General features: G+C 63.4%; 22 protein-coding genes and 1 pseudogene. 16 read left to right on the top strand and 7 right to left on the bottom strand.

What is annotated here, in order from left to right; translation table 11 throughout:
• The first annotated feature begins 29 nt into the window (after positions 1 to 29).
• The 5 genes from pyrG to ispD all read left to right on the top strand — a co-directional run bounded on the left by pyrG (position 30) and on the right by ispD (position 4939).
• Positions 30 to 1661 (top strand): CTP synthase, encoded by a 1632-nt coding sequence (gene pyrG, locus CL52_RS12685; RefSeq protein ID WP_041104499.1) that lies wholly within the window; start codon positions 30 to 32, stop codon positions 1659 to 1661.
• Positions 1658 to 2503: a 3-deoxy-8-phosphooctulonate synthase gene (gene kdsA / locus CL52_RS12680; protein WP_041104500.1), complete on the top strand. Its 846-nt coding sequence runs from the start codon at positions 1658 to 1660 to the stop codon at positions 2501 to 2503. The genes pyrG and kdsA overlap by 4 nt, the downstream gene beginning before the upstream one ends.
• A 33-nt stretch (positions 2504 to 2536) precedes the next feature.
• Positions 2537 to 3826, top strand: a complete 1290-nt coding sequence (eno, locus tag CL52_RS12675; protein ID WP_041104501.1) for a phosphopyruvate hydratase — start codon at positions 2537 to 2539, stop codon at positions 3824 to 3826.
• A gap of 133 nt (positions 3827 to 3959) precedes the next feature.
• Complete coding sequence (gene ftsB / locus CL52_RS12670; protein ID WP_041104612.1) at positions 3960 to 4238, top strand: cell division protein FtsB; 279 nt, start codon at positions 3960 to 3962, stop codon at positions 4236 to 4238.
• A complete protein-coding gene (gene ispD, locus CL52_RS12665; protein ID WP_043221032.1) occupies positions 4235 to 4939 on the top strand; it encodes a 2-C-methyl-D-erythritol 4-phosphate cytidylyltransferase in 705 nt (234 codons plus the stop codon). Before ftsB ends, ispD begins: the two co-directional genes overlap by 4 nt.
• A 57-nt stretch (positions 4940 to 4996) precedes the next feature.
• Here ispD and CL52_RS12660 read toward each other — a convergent pair whose 3' ends face one another.
• From CL52_RS12660 to CL52_RS12650, 3 genes and pseudogenes are all read right to left on the bottom strand, one after another.
• A complete protein-coding gene (locus CL52_RS12660; protein WP_043221030.1) occupies positions 4997 to 6160 on the bottom strand; it encodes a baeRF3 domain-containing protein in 1164 nt (387 codons plus the stop codon).
• Between the two features lie 46 nt (positions 6161 to 6206).
• A pseudogene (locus CL52_RS12655) lies at positions 6207 to 6509 on the bottom strand (HPF/RaiA family ribosome-associated protein); the annotation flags it as partial.
• Positions 6510 to 6645: 136 nt separating this feature from the next.
• Positions 6646 to 7539, bottom strand: a complete 894-nt coding sequence (locus tag CL52_RS12650) for a LysR substrate-binding domain-containing protein (protein ID WP_043221028.1) — start codon at positions 7537 to 7539, stop codon at positions 6646 to 6648.
• 109 nt (positions 7540 to 7648) lie between these two features.
• Here CL52_RS12650 and CL52_RS12645 point away from each other — a divergent pair, with 109 nt between their 5' ends.
• A complete protein-coding gene (locus CL52_RS12645; RefSeq protein ID WP_041104511.1) occupies positions 7649 to 8764 on the top strand; it encodes an S-(hydroxymethyl)glutathione dehydrogenase/class III alcohol dehydrogenase in 1116 nt (371 codons plus the stop codon).
• 86 nt (positions 8765 to 8850) lie between these two features.
• A complete protein-coding gene (fghA, locus tag CL52_RS12640) occupies positions 8851 to 9696 on the top strand; it encodes an S-formylglutathione hydrolase (protein WP_043221025.1) in 846 nt (281 codons plus the stop codon).
• A 445-nt stretch (positions 9697 to 10141) separates the two neighbouring features.
• Here fghA and CL52_RS12635 read toward each other — a convergent pair whose 3' ends face one another.
• Both CL52_RS12635 and CL52_RS12630 read right to left on the bottom strand, forming a co-directional pair.
• Positions 10142 to 11191, bottom strand: coding sequence for an alkene reductase (locus CL52_RS12635; RefSeq protein ID WP_041104516.1), 1050 nt, complete (start codon positions 11189 to 11191; stop codon positions 10142 to 10144).
• 49 nt (positions 11192 to 11240) lie between these two features.
• A complete protein-coding gene (locus CL52_RS12630; RefSeq protein WP_041104518.1) occupies positions 11241 to 11543 on the bottom strand; it encodes an ArsR/SmtB family transcription factor in 303 nt (100 codons plus the stop codon).
• Between the two features lie 172 nt (positions 11544 to 11715).
• Between CL52_RS12630 and ispF the strand changes: the two genes are divergently transcribed.
• The 8 genes from ispF (at position 11716) to CL52_RS21235 (ending at position 18213) form a co-directional block, all read left to right on the top strand.
• Entirely contained in the window at positions 11716 to 12189 is a 474-nt protein-coding gene (gene ispF / locus CL52_RS12625; RefSeq protein ID WP_043223175.1) for a 2-C-methyl-D-erythritol 2,4-cyclodiphosphate synthase, read from the top strand.
• Positions 12186 to 13226: a tRNA pseudouridine(13) synthase TruD gene (gene truD, locus CL52_RS12620; protein WP_043221023.1), complete on the top strand. Its 1041-nt coding sequence runs from the start codon at positions 12186 to 12188 to the stop codon at positions 13224 to 13226. Before ispF ends, truD begins: the two co-directional genes overlap by 4 nt.
• Positions 13226 to 13975 (top strand): 5'/3'-nucleotidase SurE, encoded by a 750-nt coding sequence (gene surE / locus CL52_RS12615; RefSeq protein ID WP_041104524.1) that lies wholly within the window; start codon positions 13226 to 13228, stop codon positions 13973 to 13975. Before truD ends, surE begins: the two co-directional genes overlap by 1 nt.
• Positions 13976 to 14013: 38 nt before the next feature.
• Positions 14014 to 14649 carry a protein-L-isoaspartate(D-aspartate) O-methyltransferase gene (locus tag CL52_RS12610; protein WP_041104615.1) on the top strand — a complete coding sequence of 212 codons (636 nt, stop codon included), beginning with the start codon at positions 14014 to 14016 and terminating at the stop codon, positions 14647 to 14649.
• A gap of 18 nt (positions 14650 to 14667) precedes the next feature.
• Complete coding sequence (locus CL52_RS12605) at positions 14668 to 15603, top strand: polyprenyl-phosphate transporter (protein WP_043221019.1); 936 nt, start codon at positions 14668 to 14670, stop codon at positions 15601 to 15603.
• Positions 15604 to 15614: 11 nt separating this feature from the next.
• On the top strand, positions 15615 to 16478 hold the full coding sequence (locus tag CL52_RS20735) for a peptidoglycan DD-metalloendopeptidase family protein (RefSeq protein WP_369804669.1): 864 nt from the start codon (positions 15615 to 15617) through the stop codon (positions 16476 to 16478).
• Between the two features lie 96 nt (positions 16479 to 16574).
• The gene (gene rpoS, locus CL52_RS12595; protein ID WP_041104529.1) at positions 16575 to 17567 is read left to right on the top strand and encodes an RNA polymerase sigma factor RpoS; all 993 of its coding nucleotides are present in this window, start codon (positions 16575 to 16577) and stop codon (positions 17565 to 17567) included.
• Positions 17568 to 18072: 505 nt separating this feature from the next.
• The gene (locus tag CL52_RS21235) at positions 18073 to 18213 is read left to right on the top strand and encodes a hypothetical protein (protein WP_158485399.1); all 141 of its coding nucleotides are present in this window, start codon (positions 18073 to 18075) and stop codon (positions 18211 to 18213) included.
• Positions 18214 to 18220: 7 nt separating this feature from the next.
• Here CL52_RS21235 and CL52_RS12590 read toward each other — a convergent pair whose 3' ends face one another.
• Entirely contained in the window at positions 18221 to 19033 is an 813-nt protein-coding gene (locus CL52_RS12590; RefSeq protein WP_043221017.1) for a GNAT family N-acetyltransferase, read from the bottom strand.
• 156 nt (positions 19034 to 19189) lie between these two features.
• Between CL52_RS12590 and CL52_RS12585 the strand changes: the two genes are divergently transcribed.
• On the top strand, positions 19190 to 21112 hold the full coding sequence (locus tag CL52_RS12585; RefSeq protein ID WP_043221015.1) for a sodium:solute symporter family protein: 1923 nt from the start codon (positions 19190 to 19192) through the stop codon (positions 21110 to 21112).
• On the opposite strand, the gene CL52_RS12580 is transcribed toward CL52_RS12585, so the two are convergent.
• On the bottom strand, positions 21113 to 21553 hold the full coding sequence (locus CL52_RS12580) for a group II truncated hemoglobin (RefSeq protein WP_043221012.1): 441 nt from the start codon (positions 21551 to 21553) through the stop codon (positions 21113 to 21115).
• Between the last annotated feature and the right edge of the window lie 34 nt (positions 21554 to 21587).

Below are 21587 nucleotides of genomic sequence, written 5' to 3'. Positions count from 1 at the left end.
GCCGCTTAACGCAGACTTCTAGGGTTCTTATGACGCGCTACATCTTCGTCACGGGTGGTGTTGTTTCTTCATTGGGGAAAGGCATCGCCTCGGCTTCATTGGCGGCCATCCTGGAGGCGCGGGGCCTGAAGGTCACGATGCTGAAGCTGGACCCTTACATCAACGTTGATCCGGGCACCATGAGCCCGTTCCAGCACGGCGAAGTGTTCGTCACCCACGACGGCGCCGAGACCGACCTCGACCTGGGCCACTACGAGCGGTTCATCCGCACCCGCATGACCCAGAACAACAACTTCACCACCGGTCGCGTCTATGAGGACGTGCTGCGTCGCGAGCGTCGCGGCGACTACCTGGGGGCGACCATTCAGGTCATCCCGCACATCACCGACGAGATCAAGCGCCGCATCATCAAGGGCGCCGGCGATGCCGACGTGGCCCTGGTGGAAGTCGGCGGTACTGTCGGCGATATCGAATCGCAACCCTTCCTCGAGGCGATCCGCCAGCTGCGCGTGGAAGTCGGTGCCAAGCGTGCGATGCTGATGCACCTGACGCTGGTGCCTTACATCGCCACCGCCGGCGAGACCAAGACCAAGCCGACCCAGCATTCGGTCAAGGAGCTGCGCTCCATCGGCCTGCAGCCGGACGTGCTGGTCTGCCGTTCCGATCATCCGATCGATGTCTCCTCGCGGCGCAAGATCGCCCTGTTCACCAACGTCGAAGAGCGTGCGGTGATCAGCCTGCCGGATGCCGACACCATTTACCGGATCCCCGGCATTCTGCATGCACAGGGACTGGATGATTACGTCGTCGAGCGCTTCGACCTCAAGTGCGGTGGAGCGGACCTCTCCGAGTGGGATCGTGTGGTCGATGCCAAGCTGCATCCGGAGAAGGAAGTCACCATCGCCATGGTCGGCAAGTACATGGAACTTCTGGATGCCTACAAGTCTCTGATCGAGGCCATGAGCCACGCTGGCATCCAGAGCCGCACGAAAGTGAACCTGCGCTACATCGACTCCGAAGACATCGAAAACCAGGGCACCAGCCTGCTCGAAGGTGTCGACGCAATCCTCGTTCCCGGTGGTTTCGGGCTGCGCGGCGTCGAGGGCAAGATCGCCACGGTGAAATACGCTCGCGAGAACAACATTCCCTATCTGGGTATCTGTCTGGGTATGCAGGTCGCGGTCATCGAATACGCCCGCGATGTGCTCGGCTGGAGCGATGCCAATTCGACCGAGTTCGACAAGGACAGCGGTCATCCGGTAGTGGGCCTGATCACCGAGTGGGCCGATGCCTCCGGTAATACCGAAGTGCGCACCGAAGCCTCGGACCTGGGCGGCACCATGCGTCTGGGGGCACAAGAATGCACGCTCGAGCCTGGTTCGAAGGTATTCGAATGCTACGGGCAGGAGCGCATCATCGAGCGCCATCGCCATCGCTACGAAGTGAACAACAATCTACTGCCGCAACTGCAGGCGGCTGGCTTGAAGATCACTGGCCGTTCCGGCGACGGCGCATTGGTCGAAGTGGTCGAGGCGCCGGAGCATCCCTGGTTCGTTGCCTGTCAGTTCCACCCCGAATTCACGTCCACCCCGCGTGACGGACATCCGCTGTTCAGCGGTTTCGTCAACGCAGCGCTGGAATACAAGGCGAAGAAGGCATGAGCCAGAAGACCATTCGCGTAGGCAACATCGAGATCGCCAACGACAAGCCGTTCGTGCTGTTCGGCGGCATCAATGTCCTCGAATCGCGGGATCTGGCCATGCAGGCCTGTGAAGAATATGTGCGGGTGACCGAGAAGCTCGGCATTCCCTACGTGTTCAAGGCGAGCTTCGACAAGGCCAACCGCTCCTCGATCACCTCCTTCCGCGGCCCGGGCCTGGAAGAGGGCATGAAAATCTTCGAGGAAGTGAAGAAGACCTTTGGCGTGCCGGTCATCACCGACGTACACGAGCCATGGCAGGCCCAGCCGGTCGCTGAGGTCTGTGACATCATCCAGCTGCCGGCCTTCCTCTCGCGGCAGACCGACCTGGTGGTGGCCATGGCCAAGACCGGTGCGGTGATTAACATCAAGAAGGCGCAGTTCCTCGCGCCGCAGGAGATGAAGCACATCCTGAAGAAGTGCGAGGAGGCCGGTAACGACCAGCTGATCCTCTGCGAACGTGGCTCGTCCTTCGGCTACAACAACCTGGTCGTCGACATGCTTGGCTTCGGCATCATGAAGCAGTTCGAGTACCCGGTGTTCTTCGACGTCACCCATGCGCTGCAGATGCCGGGCGGTCGTGCCGACTCGGCTGGCGGTCGTCGTGCCCAGGTCACCGACCTGGCCAAGGCCGGCCTTTCCCAGGGGTTGGCCGGACTCTTCCTCGAGGCGCATCCGAACCCCGACCAGGCCAAGTGCGACGGCCCCTGTGCCCTGCGCCTGGACAAGCTCGAGCCCTTCCTCACCCAGCTCAAGCAGCTGGATGACCTGATCAAGAATTTCCCGCCAATCGAAACTGCTTGAAGCCTTGCAGCTATCTACGGAGTGTTAATAACAATGGCAAAGATCGTCGATATCAAGGGACGTGAGGTGCTCGATTCCCGCGGCAACCCGACAGTGGAAGCCGACGTGATCCTGGACAACGGCATTGTTGGCAGTGCTTGTGCACCGTCCGGCGCCTCCACGGGTTCGCGCGAGGCGCTCGAGCTGCGCGACGGCGACAAGAGTCGTTACCTGGGCAAGGGCGTGCTGAACGCCGTAGCCAACGTCAACGGTCCGATCCGTGACCTGCTGCTGGGCAAGGACCCGGTCGACCAGAAGGCGCTGGACCAGGCGATGATCGAGCTGGACGGTACCGAGAACAAGGCCAAGCTGGGCGCCAACGCGATCCTCGCCGTGTCCCTGGCAGCTGCCAAGGCAGCTGCACAGGCCAAGGGCGTACCGCTGTATGCGCACATCGCCGACCTGAATGGCACCCCCGGCCAGTATTCGATGCCGGTGCCGATGATGAACATCATCAATGGCGGCGAGCACGCCGACAACAATGTCGACATCCAGGAATTCATGGTCCAGCCGGTCGGCGCCAAGACGTTCGCCGATGCGCTGCGCATGGGCGCCGAGATCTTCCACCACCTGAAAGCGGTGCTCAAGGCTCGTGGCCTGAATACCGCAGTGGGCGACGAGGGCGGCTTTGCGCCGAACCTGGCCTCCAACGAGGATGCGCTGGGCGCCATCGCCGAGGCGGTCGAGAAGGCCGGCTACAAGCTGGGCAGCGACGTGACCCTGGCCCTGGACTGCGCTTCCAGCGAGTTCTACAAGGACGGCAAGTACGACCTGGCCGGTGAAGGCAAGGTGTTCGACGCCGAAGGCTTCGCCGATTACCTGGCGGGCCTGACTCAGCGCTACCCGATCATCTCCATCGAAGACGGCATGGACGAGTCCGACTGGGCAGGCTGGAAGGCGCTGACCGACAAGATCGGCGAGAAGGTTCAGCTGGTCGGTGACGACCTGTTCGTGACCAACACCAAGATCCTCAAGGAAGGCATCGACAAGGGCATCGCCAACTCGATCCTGATCAAGTTCAACCAGATCGGCTCGCTGACCGAGACCCTCGAAGCCATCCAGATGGCCAAGGCGGCGGGTTACACGGCAGTGATCTCGCACCGTTCCGGCGAGACCGAAGACAGCACCATCGCCGACCTGGCGGTTGGTACTGCCGCTGGTCAGATCAAGACCGGTTCGCTGTGCCGCTCCGACCGCGTGTCGAAGTACAACCAGCTGCTGCGCATCGAGGAGCAGCTGGCCGGCAAGGCGCCGTACAACGGCCGCGCCGAATTCCGCGGCTGATCGGAAGATCGGGAAAAGGGCGGCGTAAGTCGCCCTTTTTTGTTTCAATCGTTGCGGCGACAATGGCGAGACTTGCTGCTCCCGTAGTGCATCCTTCTTTTTCGAACCGCGACCGATACCGTTCATGCCTTCATTGCGTAGCCCATACTGGCTGTTCGTCGTGCTGATCCTGCTGCTGGGCGGTCTGCAGTACCGCTTGTGGGTGGGCGAAGGGAGCCTGGCGCAGATCAGCAGCCTCAACAAGCAGATCGAGGAGCAGCAAGGCGAGAACAAGCGCCTGCTCGAGCGCAATCGCATCCTCGAGGCCGAGGTGATGGAGCTCAAACAGGGCATGGAAACCGTCGAGGAGCGTGCCCGCCATGAGCTGGGCATGGTCAAGGAAGGCGAAACCCTCTACCAGCTCACCGAATGAACAACCGACCGACCTCTTTCTGGGTGGTGATTCCTGCTGCCGGCATTGGCAGTCGCATGGCTGCTGACCGCCCCAAGCAATACCTGCAGCTCGGTGACCGCACGATTCTTGAACATACCCTTGGCTGTTTTCTGGGCCGTGCCGGCGTTCGAGGTGTGGTGGTCGCCCTTGCACCGGACGATCCCTGGTGGCCGATGCTGGGCTGCGCGGCTGACCCGCGGATCAGTCGCGCAGCAGGCGGGAGAGAACGTGCCGACTCGGTACTGGCCGGTCTCGAGCGGCTGAAAGACCTCGGCGCCCTCGATGGGGACTGGGTATTGGTGCACGATGCGGCACGCCCCAATCTTGCGGATGAAGACCTGCAGCGGTTACTCGACCAGCTCGGCGAGGATCCGGTCGGCGGGTTGCTGGCCGTTCCGGCGAAGGACACGCTCAAGCGCGTCGCGGCCGACGGTCGCGTCGAGCAGACGGTCGACCGCCGCCCGATCTGGCTGGCCTATACCCCGCAGATGTTTCGCCTGGGCTTGTTGCGCCAGGCACTGACCGGGGCGGCCCAGGCGGGTGCGGAAATCACGGACGAGGCCTCGGCGATCGAGTGGCTCGGCCATCGTCCGCGGGTAGTGGAAGGGCGCGCGGACAACATCAAGGTCACCCGTCCGGATGACCTCCAGTGGTTGCAGTTGCAGTGGGGTCCACGCTGAGGTGACAGGCGTGCCCCGCAGCCCGGCCTGAGCCGGTCTGCGGGGCTGGGTTCTGACCTAGAACCGATACAGCGCCGCCGCTCCGCTTTGCGTCGGTATGCGCTCGGCCGGCACCGCGATGACTTCACCGCCCTGTTCCAGCGTCCAGACGGTCAGTTCGTCGAGCAGATCGGGTGTCGAGGCGTCGGCCTCTTCGGCAGGCAGGGCCTTGGCCTCATCCTTGTCGACCTGGCCCGGAATGCGGCGGTCCGCCTCGACCAGCAGCGTGGCGACGCGCCCCTCACGGGTCGCGCGACCGATTTCCTCGATGGCCTCGCTGGCCAGTCCCTGACCGAGCGATTCCCCGAAGCGATCGATGAAGCCTTCCAGGCGCTTGATGTAGCGCGGCTGCATCACCAACCAGCTCTTCTCGCGCAGCTCGTTCTGGCTAAGCAGGGACGGATCGTTGTCGATGCCCTCGGCGAGCAGGTGCGGGTTATGGCTGAGCTTGCGGAAATGCGCCTGGTGATCCGGCAGCGCCGCCAGTATCAGCGGCAGGCCAGAACGCTTGGAGTGATGTTCGAGGATGGCCCGGTCCACTTCGCGGAAGAAACGCTCACGGTCACGGTCCATCTCGGCTTGACGCCCGGCACCACCGGCCTCCACCTGCATCGGGTCGCCCCGCTCACCGGCGCGGCTGTAGCCCTGCGGGAAACCGCTCTGGCCCTTGTCGGTCAACTCGCGGCCCAGCGCCTGCTCGAGCGTGGCGGGGACGCCGTCGGCCAGTCGAACCTGATCGATGCCGTCCCGGTTGCCCTCGTAGAGCCGTACCGAATCCATCGTCAGCGCCAGAATCTGGTAACGGTCGGCGGACTGGGCGATACGCAGTAGTGGCTTGACGTGCATGCGCTCGTTCGCCACGGCCAGTTCGGCGACCCGACGCTGCGGGCGAAAGATCTTGAAATAGCCCGGCGCGGCGAAGATGGCCAGGCCGTCGCGGCTGTTATTCCAGAAATCGGCGTCGTCGATCAGCGCCCGGAAAGGCGCGAGCAGCGTCTCGGGCTGGTCGCAGTGCTGCTGTTTAAGGGCGTCCTCCAACTGACGTACCAAGTGTTTGAAACGAATGGGGTCCTGCTCTCGCTCGGGAAAACTCCTGTGGGTCGGCTGATACAGCGACAGACATGGACGCTGGCGCACCGCCAGCAGCTCCTTCAAGGTGTCTCGGTTCAGATCGCTTGGCATGGGGTACCTCGCAACAGGGGCCGGTGAAAGGGTGAGGTCAGCGGCTGAGCTTGCCGGTGAGATGGTCGAGCGCGTGCAGCATCTTCTCCGCTGCGCCGTCGATGGCCAGGTCCAGCGACTCGGCCTTGTGCGTTACCGATAGCGGTTCGTGGTGCTTGAGACGGGCCTCGATCTGGCAGCGCTTGTCCTGCGGGCCGCTCTTGCTGCCGTTCTCGTCGTTGAGGTGAACCTCCAGACGCGTCAGGTATTCGTCGAATCGCTCCAGCTCGTCTTCCAGGGTGGCGCGGACGCGGTCCTCCAGGCCCTGGGACATTTCGATGCTGTGATTGCTGTTTACCTGGATGAGCATGGAATTCTCCTGATGGCATGGCTTGGCAAAAACCAGACGCCGACGCTCTGGCTTTCCAGTTACGACGGGGCCAGCAGGGCAGGGTTCCAACGCCCGTCCGGACGCCGGACAGACGACCGAACAGGCGAAACGGCGCTCATCTACGGGCGTATTCCGGCGCGGCGGCCAGTCCCGCTTTCAGTGCCTCGATCAGGCCACCGACCTTCGCGGACAGCAGCCGGCGCTGCGGATAAACGGCCCAGACGGCGGTGTCCGGCGGCTGGTGCGCCGAAAGCAGCGCAACCAGTTCGCCTCGGCGTAGCGGTTCCTGAACGTAGTAATCAGGCAGTTGGCAGATGCCGAAGCCGCGCAGCGCTGCATCGAGCACGGCATGGCCACTGTTGCAGCGCCAGTTGCCCGAAGGCTTGAAATGCTGCTCGCGGCCGTCGACCTGCAGCATCCAGGTGTCGCTGGTGCCGATCAGGCAGTTGTGCCGTGCCAGCTCGGAGAGCGTGTGCGGGCGGCCGTAACGTTCCAGATACGCCGGTGCGGCACACAGATACATGACGCGAGGTGCGATTCGTGTTGCGACCAGCCGCGATTCGCCCAGCCGACCTAGGCGGATCGCGAGATCGAAGCCTTCCTGGACCAGGTCGAGCGTGCGATTGGACAGCTCGATCTCCACCCGCAGCTGCGGATGACGCGCCATGAAGTCGTTCACCAGTGGCACGATGAACCGCTCTCCATAGGCGACGGCAGCGGTCATGCGCAGCAGGCCGCTGGGCACGCTGTTCTGATCGCTGACGGCGCTGAAGGCATCGTCGCGTTCCTCGATCAGGCGCTGGCAACGGGCGAAGAAGTGATGACCGGCATCGGTCAGTGAAACGCGACGGGTGGTGCGATATAGCAGGCGCGTCTGCAGGCGTTCCTCCAGGCGTGCGACCTGGCGGCTGACATGCGACGACGACACGCGCAGCTTCTGCGCGGCGGCCATGAAGCTGCCCTGTTCGGCAACGGCAACGAACTCGTCCAGACCTTCCCAGCGGCTCATGCGGCCCTCGATTATTGCTTTGCAGCACTAATGTTTTGAGAAAAAACGAGATTATCCCTACCTGAAGAGAAATTATACTCACCCGACTGCAACCCATCGAGAGTGAGCCATGACCATCAAGTCCCGTGCTGCCGTCGCCTTTGCCCCTAACGAGCCGCTGAAGATCGTCGAGGTGGACGTCGAGCCGCCCAAGGCGGGTGAAGTGCTGGTGCGTATCGTCGCCAGCGGCGTTTGCCATACCGATGCCTACACCCTGTCCGGCCAGGACAGCGAAGGCGTGTTTCCCTGCATTCTCGGCCACGAGGGAGGTGGCATCGTCGAGGCCGTGGGCGAGGGCGTGACCTCGGTGAAGGTCGGTGATCATGTGATTCCGCTGTACACGGCTGAATGTCGAGAGTGCAAATTCTGCAAGTCGGGCAAGACCAACCTGTGCAGCTCGGTGCGTGCGACCCAAGGCAAGGGCCTGATGCCGGATGGAAGCACGCGCTTTTCCTACAACGGCCAGCCGGTTTACCACTACATGGGCTGCTCGACCTTCTCCGAATACACCGTGCTGCCGGAAGTATCCGTAGCGGTGATTCCCAAGGAAGCGCCGCTGGAGAAGGTCTGCCTGCTCGGCTGCGGCGTTACCACCGGAATCGGTGCGGTGCTCAACACCGCCAAGGTCGAAGAGGGCTCCACCGTCGCCATCTTCGGTCTGGGTGGCATCGGCCTGGCGGCCATCATCGGCGCCAAGATGGCCAAGGCCAGCCGCATCATCGCCATCGATATCAACCCGGAAAAGTTCGCTGTAGCGCGCGAGCTGGGCGCCACCGATTTCGTCAATCCCAAGGACCATGCGCGACCGATCCAAGAGGTCATCGTCGAAATGACCGATGGCGGCGTGGACTACAGCTTCGAGTGTGTCGGCAATGTGCAGCTGATGCGCGCCGCACTGGAGTGCTGCCACAAGGGCTGGGGCGAGTCGACCATCATCGGCGTGGCCCCTGCTGGCGCCGAGATCAGCACGCGGCCGTTCCAGTTGGTCACCGGCCGGGTCTGGCGCGGCAGCGCGTTCGGCGGCGTCAAGGGGCGCACGGAACTGCCCGGCTACGTCGAGAAATCGCAGAAGGGCGAAATTCCGCTGGACACCTTCATTACCCACACAATGGGCCTGGACGACATCAACAAGGCCTTCGATCTGATGCACGAAGGCAAGAGCATTCGTACCGTCATCCACTTCTGAGCCAGATCGGTGAGCTGCACGGGCGCTCACCGGCTTCTTGCGCACCCTGGATACCGGTGCGCAAGGCGCATTCTACGGAGGTTCGCATGGCCCTTGAGATCGTTTCCAGCAACAAGAGCTTTGGTGGCTGGCACAAGCGCTACCGACACCGCTCCAGCAGCCTGGGATGCGACATGGTGTTTGCCGTATACCTGCCGCCGCAGGCTGAGCAGGGAGAGAAGCTGCCGGTACTCTACTGGCTCTCCGGCCTGACCTGTACCGATGAGAACTTCATGCAGAAGGCGGGCGCCCAGCGACTGGCGGCCGAACTCGGTCTGGTCATCGTGGCGCCGGATACCAGCCCGCGCGGCGACGGCGTGCCGGATGACCCGGACGGTGCCTGGGATTTCGGCCTGGGCGCGGGGTTCTATCTGAACGCCACCGAGGAGCCCTGGGCACAGCATTACCGAATGTACGACTACGTGGTGGACGAGCTGCCGGCGTTGATCGAGGCCAACTTTCCGGTATCCGACCGGCGTGGCATCAGCGGACATTCCATGGGCGGGCATGGCGCGCTCGTCTGCGCCCTGAAGAACCCCGGGCGTTATCGCTCACTATCGGCTTTTGCGCCCATCAGCAATCCGATGGCCTGTCCCTGGGGCGAAAAGGCATTCTCCCGCTATCTGGGGGCGGATCGTTCCCGCTGGCGCGCATGGGACGCCTGCGCGTTGCTCGCCGAGGCGAAGGAGCGCCTGCCGCTACTGGTCGATCAGGGCGACCGTGACGACTTCATGCACGGCCAGCTAAAGCCCGACGCGCTCCAGGCAGTCGCCGACGCGGCCGGCCATCCGCTACGGTTGCGCATCCAGCCGGGCTACGACCATAGCTACTACTTCATCGCCAGCTTCATCGATGACCACCTGCGCCACCACGCCGAGGCGCTGAAGGCGTAGGGGAGGGCGGCCCAGCCCCCGTCCACGAATCTGCTCCGACGCGGCGCTTTCGCCGCCGGGTTTGCATGCTGCGCTGGCGGCGTGGAGAACGCTGGGCGGTTTTCCATCCGGCGGAGGCGGTGCTTTGCAGGGCGCGTAGGGTGGATGACGGCGCAGCCTCATCCACGCGTCTGCTCCGGTTCGGTGCTGGTGCTGGTGCTGGTGCTGCGGCGTTTGCGTGGTGCTGCGGCGTGGAAAACGCTGGCGGTTTTCCACCCTACGGAAGCGGTGCTTTGCAGGGCGCGTAGGGTGGATGACGGCGCAGCCTCATCCACGCGTCTGCTCCGGTTGGTGCCGGGCCAACCGGGCTTCGCGGCGATGCGACGACCCGGCGGCGGCGCTATTGAATCGAACGCACAAAAAAGGCCCGGCCGGTTTCCCGGTCGGGCCTTTCCGTCGCAAGGAGCTAGAGCGACGGGTAATCGGTATAGCCTTCGGCGCCCTTGGCATAGAAGAGCTCGGGCCGCGGCTCGTTGAGCGGCGCGTCCCGGCGCAGGCGTTCGACCAGATCCGGGTTGGCGATGTAGGGAATACCAAAGGCCACGGCGTCGGCCTTGCCTTCCGCGAGCCAGGTGCCGGCCTGCTCCTTGGTAAAGCGCTCGTTGGCGATGTAGACACCCCCGAACAGTTGCTTGAGCTGCGGGCCTAGGCTGTCTTCGCCGGCCTTCTCGCGGGTGCAGATAAAGGCGACGCCGCGTTTGCCCAGTTCGCGGGCAACGTAGCCAAAGGTTTCGGCGCGGTTGGAATCACCCATGTCGTGGGAATCGGCACGCGGCGCCAGATGTACGCCGACGCGTCCGGCGCCCCAGACCGAGATGGCGGCGTCGGTCACCTCCAGCATCAGGCGTGCGCGGTTTTCCAACGAGCCACCGTACTGGTCGGTGCGCTGGTTGGTGCTGTCCTGCAGGAACTGGTCGAGCAGGTAGCCATTGGCGCCATGGATCTCCACGCCGTCGAAACCGGCTTCCTTGGCATTTTCCGCGCCCTTGCGGTAGGCCTCGATGATCCCCGGGATCTCGGCTGTCTCCAGCGCGCGCGGGGTCTCGTAGTCCTTCATCGGACGGACCAGGCTGACATGCCCGGCAGGCTTGATGGCGCTCGGCGCGACCGGCAGCTGGCCGTCCAGGTAGATCGGGTCGGAGATGCGCCCGACGTGCCATAGCTGCAGGACGATCTTGCCGCCCTTGGCATGTACGGCTTCGGTGATCTTCTTCCAGCCCTGAACCTGCTCGGCCGACCAGATGCCGGGGGTGTCCGGGTAGCCGACGCCCATGGGCGTGACCGATGTGGCTTCACTGATGATCAGCCCGGCATCCGCGCGCTGGCTGTAGTACTCCACCATCAGGTCGCCCGGCACACGTCCCGGTTCGGCACGGCAGCGCGTCAGCGGCGCCATGATGATGCGGTTGGACAGTTCCAGGTCGCCGATCTTGATCGGGTCGAAGAGTGTGGGCATCAGAGTGCTCCTTGAACGTGGATGATTCATCGGTTGAAGCGCGGCTCGATCACAGGGATTGCCGCAGTTGCGTGAGAAAGCGCTCGATGGCCGCATCGTTGCGCCTGAAGAAGTGCCATTGCCCCACCTTGCGACTGCTGACCAACCCGGCACGCTGGAGCGTGGCCAGGTGCGCCGAGACAGTGGACTGCGACAGGCCGGCGCGCTTGTCGATCTGGCCGGCGCAGACACCCAGGTCCAGCGGGTACTGTTGCTCGGGGAAATACCGCTCGGGTTCTCGCAACCAGCACAGGATTTCGCGGCGCAACGGGTGGGCCAGGGCCTTGATGGCATCGTCCAGGGTAGGTTGCATGGCGCTGCTCGTTGCATATCGGGATGTGGCGAACTCTATATCGTCAAAAGGCGATATGGGATCGATTCGGTCGATAGTGCTCATCGCCGTGGTCGATCCTGGGCGCCGGAATCACCACAGCCCTGCGCTCCTGTAGAATCGCCACTTTCAATTTCTCGAAAGGGTTGTGCGCATGCGTATCGGCCATGGTTACGACGTCCACCGCTTCGGCGAGGGCGACTTCATCACGCTCGGTGGCGTGCGGATTCCTCACAGATTCGGCCTGCTGGCGCATTCCGATGGCGATGTACTGCTGCATGCCCTGGCCGATGCGCTGCTCGGTGCCGCGGCACTGGGCGACATCGGCAAGCATTTCCCGGACACCGATCCGCGCTTCAAGGGCGCCGACAGTCGCGTGCTGCTGCGCCACGTGCTCGAACAGGTCCGGTCCAAGGGCTGGAAGGTGGGCAATGTCGACGCCACCATCGTCGCCCAGGCGCCGAAGATGGCGCCGCATATCGAGACGATGCGTGCATTGATTGCCGAGGACCTGCAGGTCGACCTGGACCAGGTCAACGTCAAGGCCACCACGACCGAGAAGCTCGGCTTCACCGGGCGGGAGGAGGGCATTGCCGTGCATGCGGTCGCTCTGCTGGTCGCGGTATGACCGAAGAGCAGCTGCTTGGACCACATGCGCACGGTGAGCCCTGCGGTCGCGCGTTGCTGAAGGCCGTGGCCGAAGACTTCCAGGTCGATGAGGTGCTGGACATTCCGCTATCCGGCGAAGGCGAGCACCTCTGGCTGTGGGTCGAAAAGCGTCAGCTGAATACCGAGGAGGCGGCACGACGTATCGCCAGAGCTGCAGGTGTCCCGCTACGTCAGGTCAGTTATGCCGGCCTCAAGGACCGTCAGGCGCTGACCCGCCAGTGGTTCAGCCTGCACCTGCCGGGCCGCCCTGACCCGGACTTGAAACGGGCCGAGGACGAGAGCCTGCGGGTGCTCCGCTCGGTACGCCATCAGCGCAAGCTGCAACGCGGTGCGCACTCGGCGAACGGCTTCACGCTGCGCCTGACCGAACTCGACGCTGACCATGCGCTGCTCGAGGCAAGGTTGCGCCAGCTCCAGGCGCAGGGTGTGCCGAATTACTTCGGCCTGCAGCGTTTCGGTCACCAGGGCAATAACGTGCAGGGTGCGCGCGACTTCGCCGGCAGGGGCGAACTACCGGAGCAGCGCAACCTGCGCTCGCGGTTGCTCTCGGCCGGGCGCAGCTATCTGTTCAACCGCGTGCTGGCCGAGCGTGTCGCCGACGGTACCTGGAACCAGGCGCTGGTCGGGGACCTGCTGGCCTTCACTGACAGTCGCAGCTTTTTCGCGGCCGGTGAGGACGAGTGTCAGGATCCTCGCCTGGCGATTCTCGACCTGCATCCCACGGGGCCACTCTGGGGCGCGGGCGACGCGCCGACGACCGGCCGTATCCAGGCGCTTGAGCAGCGGGTGGCGGCAACCGAGCCGGCCATCGCCAAGTGGCTTGCGGATGCTGGAATGAAGCATGAACGGCGGGTGCTGCGCCTCCCCATTGGCAACTTGTCGTGGCATTATCCCGAGCCTGACATTCTGCAACTGGAATTCGTCCTGCCGACCGGGTGCTTCGCCACAGCCGTGGTGCGTGAACTGGTCAGCCTGGCAGGGCAGACGGAAATCTGATGCGTATTCTGATCGCCAACGACGACGGGGTGTATGCACCTGGGCTCGCCGCGCTCTATGACGCGCTGGCCGACTATGCCGAGTGCCGAGTAGTCGCCCCCATCCAGGACATGAGCGGTGCCAGCAGTGCGCTGACACTCGACCGGCCACTGCACCCGGTGACCATGCCCAACGGCTTCATCGGGCTGAACGGCTCGCCGACCGATTGCGTCCATCTGGGGCTCAACGGTCTGCTGGAAGAGACGCCCGACATGGTGGTCTCCGGGATCAACCTCGGTGCCAATCTGGGCGACGACGTGCTCTATTCAGGGACCGTCGCGGCGGCGATCGAGGGGCGCTTCACCGGTCGTCCGGCCTTTGCCTTCTCGCTCGTTTCGCGTTCCCCGGACAACCTGGCAACCGCGGCGCATATCGCCCGTGTGCTGGTGGAGAAGCACGAGCAGCTCGAACTGCCTCCGCGCACCGTGCTGAGTGTCAACGTGCCGAACCTGCCGCTGGACCATATCCGTGGTATCCGCCTGACCCGTCTCGGGCATCGAAGCCGTGCCAAGCCGCCGGTGCGCCAGGCCAATCCTCGAGGCAAGGAGGGCTACTGGATTTCCGTCGCGGGCGACGTCGAGGATGGCGGCCCGGGCACTGACTTCCACGCCATCATGCAGGGCTACGTTTCGATCACGCCGTTGCAGCTGGATCGTACCTTCCATGAGGCCTTCCAGGGGCTGGATCGCTGGATGGAGGACATCTTGTGAACCACCGCGTACCGACCGATCTGCTGCATGGCACCGGGATGACGTCGCAGCGTACGCGCGATCGCCTGATCCAGCGCCTGTACGAGGAAGGCCTGTCCAATCCGCACGTGCTCGAGGTGATCAGGCGTACGCCACGCCACCTGTTCGTCGACGAAGCGCTGGCGCATCGTGCCTACGAGGATACGGCGCTGCCCATCGGCCACAACCAGACGATCTCGCAGCCTTTCATGGTGGCCAGGATGAGCGAGCTGCTGCTGGCTGACGGCCCTCTGGACAAGGTGCTGGAGATCGGTACCGGCTCCGGCTACCAGACTGCCGTGCTGGCGCAGTTGGTCGAGCGGGTGTTCTCCGTCGAACGAATCCAAGCGCTGCAGGAGCGAGCCAAGGAGCGTCTCGGCGAACTCAAGTTGCGCAATGTGGTCTTTCGCTGGGGCGATGGCTGGGAAGGCTGGCCGGCACTGGCACCTTACAACGGCATCATCGTCACCGCAGCGGCAGCCGATGTGCCGCAGGCCCTGCTCGATCAACTGGCTCCCGGAGGGCGGCTGGTGATTCCGGTCGGGGCCGGCGACGTTCAGCAACTGATGCTGATCATCCGAGAGGAAAACGGATTCTCCCGTCAATTGTTGGATACCGTTCGCTTCGTGCCGCTACTCAATGGACCTGTGATCTGATCATCAGCGGAAGGAAGCATGAAAAACGCTTTGTTGTTGTACGCCAAGGGCATGGCCATGGGCGCGGCCGACGTCGTGCCTGGCGTTTCGGGCGGTACGGTCGCGTTCATTACGGGGATCTATGACGAGCTGCTGCGCTCGATCGCATCGCTTCCCTCCGCGGTAGGTCCGCTGTTGCGCGGGCGTGTTGCCGAGGCCTGGGCGCGCGCCAATGCATCCTTTCTGCTCGTTCTGTTCGCCGGCATTCTCACCAGCGTCTTCACGCTCGCCAAGGTGATCACCTACCTGCTGGAGCGACACCCGATCCCGGTCTGGTCGTTTTTCTTCGGTCTGATTCTGGTGTCGGTCTATCTGGTCGGGCGCGAGATCAAGCAGCGCAACCTGCCGCTGCTGCTGGCTTTCGCCGCCGGCATCGTTTTCGCGTTCTGGATTACCGTGGCCGCGCCGGTGCAATGGGGCAGCGACATGCTCAGCCTGTTTCTGGCGGGCGCGATCGCCATCTGCGCGATGATCCTGCCGGGTATTTCCGGCAGCTTCATACTGGTGCTGCTGGGCTTGTATCCGGTAGTGCTCGGCGCGGTGAAAAGCCTTGATGTCGCCGTGCTGGCGGTGTTCGCGCTGGGTTGCCTGGTGGGCCTGCTGAGTTTCGCCAGGCTGCTGAGCTGGACGCTGCGTCGCTGGCGTGACCTCACGCTCGGTTTTCTGACCGGCCTGATGCTCGGCTCGCTGAACAAGGTCTGGCCGTGGAAGCAGACCTTGACCTGGCGTCTCGATTCGCACGGGCAAAAGACCCCGCTGCTGGAGCAGAACCTGTTGCCGGGCGCCTTTGGCGATCTGACCGGGCAAGACCCGCAATTGCTGCTGGCGGTCGGCCTGGCAATCGCTGGTATCCTGCTGGTTCTCAGCCTGGAGTGGGTTGCCGGCCGACGCCAGCCCGCCACCCAAGGCGCCTGAACACCGATTACATCCCTAGGGAGCGAGCATTGAGGCTCATGGGCTATCGGCGGTGGTTTCGCCTCTTTTCGTCGTACGCGCTGTATCCGGTGGCATGTGCCGCCATCTTTCTCGCCGGGTGTGCCTCGTCGCCGCCAGGCGGCGTGCAGGTGGTCGATCGAAACAGCCGGCCGCCAGTGACCAGCGGCGCCTACACGGTTCGGCGCGGCGACACGCTTTCGTCTATCGCAGGCCGGCATGGCTGGGACTGGCGCAGCCTGGCGCGGCTGAACGGGATTTCTGCGCCCTATGTGATTCATCCGGGGCAACGCATCCGCTTCTCTGGCGCAGGTTCGACGACCGCGGCACGGCCGGCTGCGCCGTCCCCTGGACAGCGCCCGGCGCAGCCGGCGCCTCGGCCGAGCACGCCTGTGGTGGTTGCCAATCCGGTACCTCGGCCGCCGGCGATCAGCAAGGAGCCAGTGGCGTCCGCCCCCGTCAAGGTGACGCCTGTAACCCGTTCGGCAAGCGGCTGGGCATGGCCCTCGAATGGTCAGGTAATAGGCCGTTTTTCCTCAAACGGCAGTTTGAATAAAGGCATTGATATCGCCGGTGAATTAGGACAGCCTGTTCTCGCTGCTTCTGATGGGACTGTGGTGTACGCCGGTAGTGGTTTGAGGGGTTACGGCGAACTTGTAATCATCAAGCACAGCGATACTTATGTAAGCGCCTACGGTCATAACCGCAGGCTGCTGGTACGGGAGGGCCAACGAGTCAAGGCTGGGCAGAGCATTGCCGAGATGGGATCTACAGGTACCGACCGGGTGAAGCTGCACTTCGAGATTCGTCGCCAGGGTAAGCCCGTCGACCCACTGCAATACCTGCCAAAGCGTTGACTCCAAGCCACCCGTGCCGCCACTAATGGGCTCGGGTTTCGTGCATGGACGCGCGTGTCTTGAGCCCGTTGTCGAACTCGGAACGGGACAAGAATAATGGCACTCAAAAAAGAAGCGCTGGAGTTTGACGTCGAGGATGCGGTTTTGCTCATGGAGCCGGGCATAGACTTCGACCGTGTCAGCACAGTGCAGCATGCGACCAAGGCTCCCAAGACCAAGCCTGTCGCCAAGCAACACAAGTTCATCGACTACAACCGGGCGCTCGACGCGACCCAGTTGTATCTCAACGAGATCGGCTTCTCCCCCCTGCTGACGCCCGAGGAAGAAGTGCACTTCGCACGTCTGGCTCGCAAGGGGGATCCCGCCGGGCGCAAGCGCATGATCGAGAGCAACCTGCGCTTGGTGGTGAAGATTGCGCGTCGCTACGTCAATCGAGGCCTGTCGCTGCTCGATCTGGTCGAAGAGGGCAATCTCGGGTTGATTCGCGCCGTGGAGAAATTCGACCCGGAGCGGGGATTCCGCTTTTCGACCTACGCCACCTGGTGGATTCGCCAGACCATCGAGCGCGCGATCATGAACCAGACGCGGACCATCCGCCTGCCGATTCATGTGGTCAAGGAGCTGAACGTCTATCTGCGCGCGGCACGCGAGTTGACCCAGAAGCTGGATCACGAACCGAGCCCTGAGGAAATCGCCAACCTGCTCGAAAAGCCGGTTGCCGAGGTCAAGCGCATGCTTGGGTTGAACGAGCGGGTCACTTCGGTCGACGTGTCGCTCGGGCCGGACACCGACAAGACGCTGCTCGACACCCTGACCGACGAAAAGCCCAACGATCCCTGCGACTTGTTGCTGGACGATGATCTGTCGTCAAGCATCGATCAATGGCTGTCCGACCTGACCGAAAAGCAGCGCGAGGTCGTCGTGCGCCGATTCGGCCTGCGTGGGCACGAAAGCAGCACGCTCGAAGAGGTGGGACAGGAGATAGGTCTCACTCGCGAGCGGGTGCGGCAAATTCAGGTCGAAGCGTTGCGCCGTATGCGTGAGATCTTCGAGCGCAACGGGCTGTCGAGCGAAGCGCTGTTCCACTGAGGCGTCCCGGTCGCCGAAACGGGCCTGATTTCAGGCCCGTTTCGTTTTTGGCCTCACTAAACCGAACGGACTAATCCACGCGGGCCAATTGCTCAGCAAGATGTAAGCATTTGCTTACATTTGCTGTAGGTAAAGCCTGGTTGAGCCTGTCGAATGGTTTCGTGGACTATAAATAAAACATTGATTTATAAGGTATTTTAATCGCAGGGCTGCGGTGATTTGTCGCTGTTGCCCGGTGCCGGGGCCAGTTGCTCCGGGGCGGGTGATCATTAATATCGCCCCTGTGCTGACGGACAAGCACGAGGCCACAAGGATGGGGCCAGGACAGCCGCAGGATGCGGTTTCATCAGGATGATGATCAGGAATACAGGGAGCATGGAAGAAGCCGGGCGGGGTATACCCCGCCCCTTTTTTTGTCCGTAGAAAAGTGCGGCCGACCGAGTAGCCCGAACTGTTGCTGGCCGACGCACACTAATGTTCTGACGACGCCCCAGAGGTTGGAAACATGATTGGCCAGAACCTTTCAGACAAAGATCCCATTCCCGATGAAGGTGAAGTGGAGCGCAAGCCCGATGAGGCTGATGAAGAGCAGCTGGACGAGGCCATCGAGGAAACCTTTCCCGCCAGCGACCCCATTTCGCCCTGAGTTCGCTTTACCTTCGAACTGCCAGTGCCGGGAGAATCTGTTCCGCGAGTAACGGCGCCAGCTCAATTCGCGTAACGGCTGGCAGCTCGAGCCAGCACGCCTCCTCGATTTCGGCGCGCGTCTCAACCGCTTCATGCAGTTTGCCCAGAAAGACCTTTGCATTGACGCGGTGGCCTGGCTCGTTGGCGGCGGCCGCCTGGAACCGCCCGAGCGGTTCGACGTCTTCCGCTGGCAGTGCAAGACCCAGTTCCTCCTCCAGTTCCCGGCAAAGGGTCTGCAAAGAGGTCTCGCCTGCTTCGCGTTTGCCACCGGGCAGCATGAAGAAGCGGCTGCCGCGTTTGCGCACCACGAGCAGGCGCCCCTCTGCATCGAACAGGGCGGCCGCGACAATATCGATCGTTGGCGTGTCCATCTCTTTCTCCTTGCGTCGCATGGCGACCAGTGCCTTGGTCTGCCGGTAGCGCTCCAGACGAGCGCAAAGCTCTCTCGGCAGCTCCTCCGTCGCTCCAAACCCTCGCTGCTCGTAGAAGCCAACCAGCGAAGGGCGGCAGAACAACCAGATCGGCGCAGCCGTTTGCATCTGCACTTGAGTGAGCAGGGCGGACGCCATACCGGTACCGCGGTGTTCCGGCGCGACCAGGAGATTGGTCAGCCAGTAGCCCTCGGCGACGGGCGTCAGGCACAACCCCGCTACGATTTCGCCCTGGCGGACTACCCAACATTCTGCGAGCGGCGCGATGCGCGCGCGACTGCCATGGCTGCGATAGAACTGTTTGAGCAACGGATGAAGGGGGCTGGCGAGGCGTTGAATGTCGAGCACAGGAGGATTCGATTGGCCCTAGGCCCGGCGATTCTAGCGCGTGCCGGCCATGCGAAGCAGCCGGGCCGGATCGCTGCCGTTCATCCGGCCGGCGGCATTTTTATCGCCAGGAGGTGCTCTCAACCTTAAGCAGATTCCAACGACAGGAAAAACAATATGTTGGACCTACTGATCGTCGTGGCCTTCATCGTTTACGGGTTGATGTCGGGCCTGCGTGCGCGAAGCAAGGCGTCCCAGAGCCTGGATGAGTATTTTCTCGCTGGCCGGACCATCAAGGGTTGGCGGGCGGGGGTATCGATGGCGGCGACACAGTTTGCCGCCGACACGCCGCTGCTGGTGGCAGGCCTGGTCGCCACTGCCGGTGTGTTCGCAGTGTGGCGGTTGTGGATCTACGGTCTGGCGTTCCTGCTGCTGGCCTGGTTGTTCGCCAGCAACTGGCGGCGTGCCGGCGTTCTGACCGATGCCGAGGTCACTCGCGTGCGCTATAGCGGCAGGGCCGTCGCGCCGCTGCGGCTGTTCAAGGCGGTCTATTACGGCACGGTGATCAACTGTGTGGTGCTGGCGATGGTGCTGGTTGCGGCCATCCGCATCGCGGAGGTCTTTCTACCCTGGCATGAATGGCTGCCAGCGGAGCTTTATCAGGTCGTCGCTAGCTTTATCGAGGCCAGCGGCATACGCCTGGGCGAAAGCATTACGGGCCTCGACCCAATCACCACCAGTGCCAACAACCTCATCTCCATCCTGCTCATCCTGGTATTCACGGCGACCTATTCGATCACCGGCGGGCTGCGCGCCGTGGTGCAGACGGACGTCATGCAGTTCGCCGTGGCGATGCTGGGCACGGTCGCCTATGCCTGGTTCGTGGTCGATGCGGCGGGCGGGCTCGGGGGACTGACCGACCGGGTCGTCGAGCTGTATGGCATGGAGCAGGCAAGCAAGCTGCTCTCTTTCTCGCCGCCCTCGAATGTAGGGGAGGCTGTGCTGCCGTTTCTGGTGATCGTTGGCATGCAGTGGCTGTTCCAGATGAACTCCGATGGCACCGGGTATCTGGCACAGCGCAGCATGGCCTGTCCGACCGACCGTGAGGCGAGGATCGCAGGCCTGGTGTTCACCTGGTTGCAGATTCTCGTGCGCAGCCTGTTTTGGCTGGCAATCTCGATCGGCCTGCTGGTGCTCTATCCATTTTCTCCAGCAGAGGCCGGCGCCGATGGCTTCACCGCAGCCCGCGAGGCGCTCTTCGTGACCGGCATCGATGAGCTCATGCCGCCCGGCCTGCGCGGCCTGATGCTGGTGGGCTTGCTGGCGGCGCTGGCCTCTACCGTCGACACGCATCTCAACTGGGGCGCCTCGTACTGGAGCAATGACGTCTATCGCGCGGTGGTGGCGCCGAAGCTGCTCAAGCGGGAGGCCAAGGATAAGGAGCTGGTGTTGGTAGCGCGGATATCCAACGTGGTGATTCTGCTCATCGCCATGGTCATCATGGCCAACCTCGGTTCGATCCAGACGGCCTGGTTCATCTCGCTGCTGTTCGGGGCCGGAATGGGCGCCGTGCTGGTGCTGCGTTGGTTGTGGGAGCGGATCAACCTCTATTCCGAATTGGCCGCGATGCTCGTCTCGCTGATCCTGGCGCCCGTCCTGCTGTACTACTTCGGTACCGACCCCGGTGAGGAGTGGATCCGGCTGGGCCTGATGTCGTTGATTACTTGCGCGGCGGCGGTACTGATCACCTTCGTCACGCCACGCACCGACGATGCGACGCTGCAGCATTTCTATCGCAAGGTTCGCCCGTTCGGCTTCTGGGGGCGCACGGCGGTGCTTTGTGGCGATCAAGGTCGTGCGCGTGGGGCCTTTGGAAGTCGCGTTCTGGCGGTAGTGGTCACCGCGGTGTCGCTCTACAGCCTGCTGGTCGGAATCGGTCGCCTGGCATTCCCGCCCCCCGAGGGCGGCGAGTGGCTCAGTTGGCTGAGCCTGGGCGTGGGTCTGGTGCTCTCACCCGTGTGGCTGCGGATGGCGCTGAGCGACAGGTTCGAGCAACGTCCCGATCCGGCGCTCGGTGTAGCCGAAGCCGAGCACCGTTGACTATCGGCTCCGCGGGCAGCCAGGCGGTTGCTGGACCTGGCGGATGCGCTCGGCCGGCACGCGCAGCTGGGTCAAGAGGTACTGCGCGAACGCGGCCGAGTAGGGCTGGCGCTCGATGGCCCAGGCCATGCAGCTCAGCCAGGCATCGCGCTCCGCCTCGCCGACGTTCCAGCGCGTATGGAACTGCGGAATGCTGATCGGGCCGAAGCGCTCTGCATAACGCCGCGGGCCGCCCAGCCAGCCGCAAAGAAAACTGGTCAGTTTCTCCTGCGCCAGGCCCAGGTCATCCGGATACATGGCGCGTATCGTCGCCGCCTCCGGCAGGCTGTCCATCGCCCGGTAGAAATCCGCTACCAGGCGCTTGAGCCCGGCCTCGCCGCCGGCCGCCTGGAACGAGGCATCGCCCACGCCGAACACCGGCTCCTGCTGTTGACCGATCATTTTCGTCCTCCATTGCAGGCGCCGATGATCGCGG

It is taken from the genome of Stutzerimonas balearica DSM 6083, from assembly GCF_000818015.1.
GTDB lineage: Bacteria > Pseudomonadota > Gammaproteobacteria > Pseudomonadales > Pseudomonadaceae > Stutzerimonas > Stutzerimonas balearica.
This window is presented reverse-complemented; position numbering and strand designations above follow the sequence as displayed.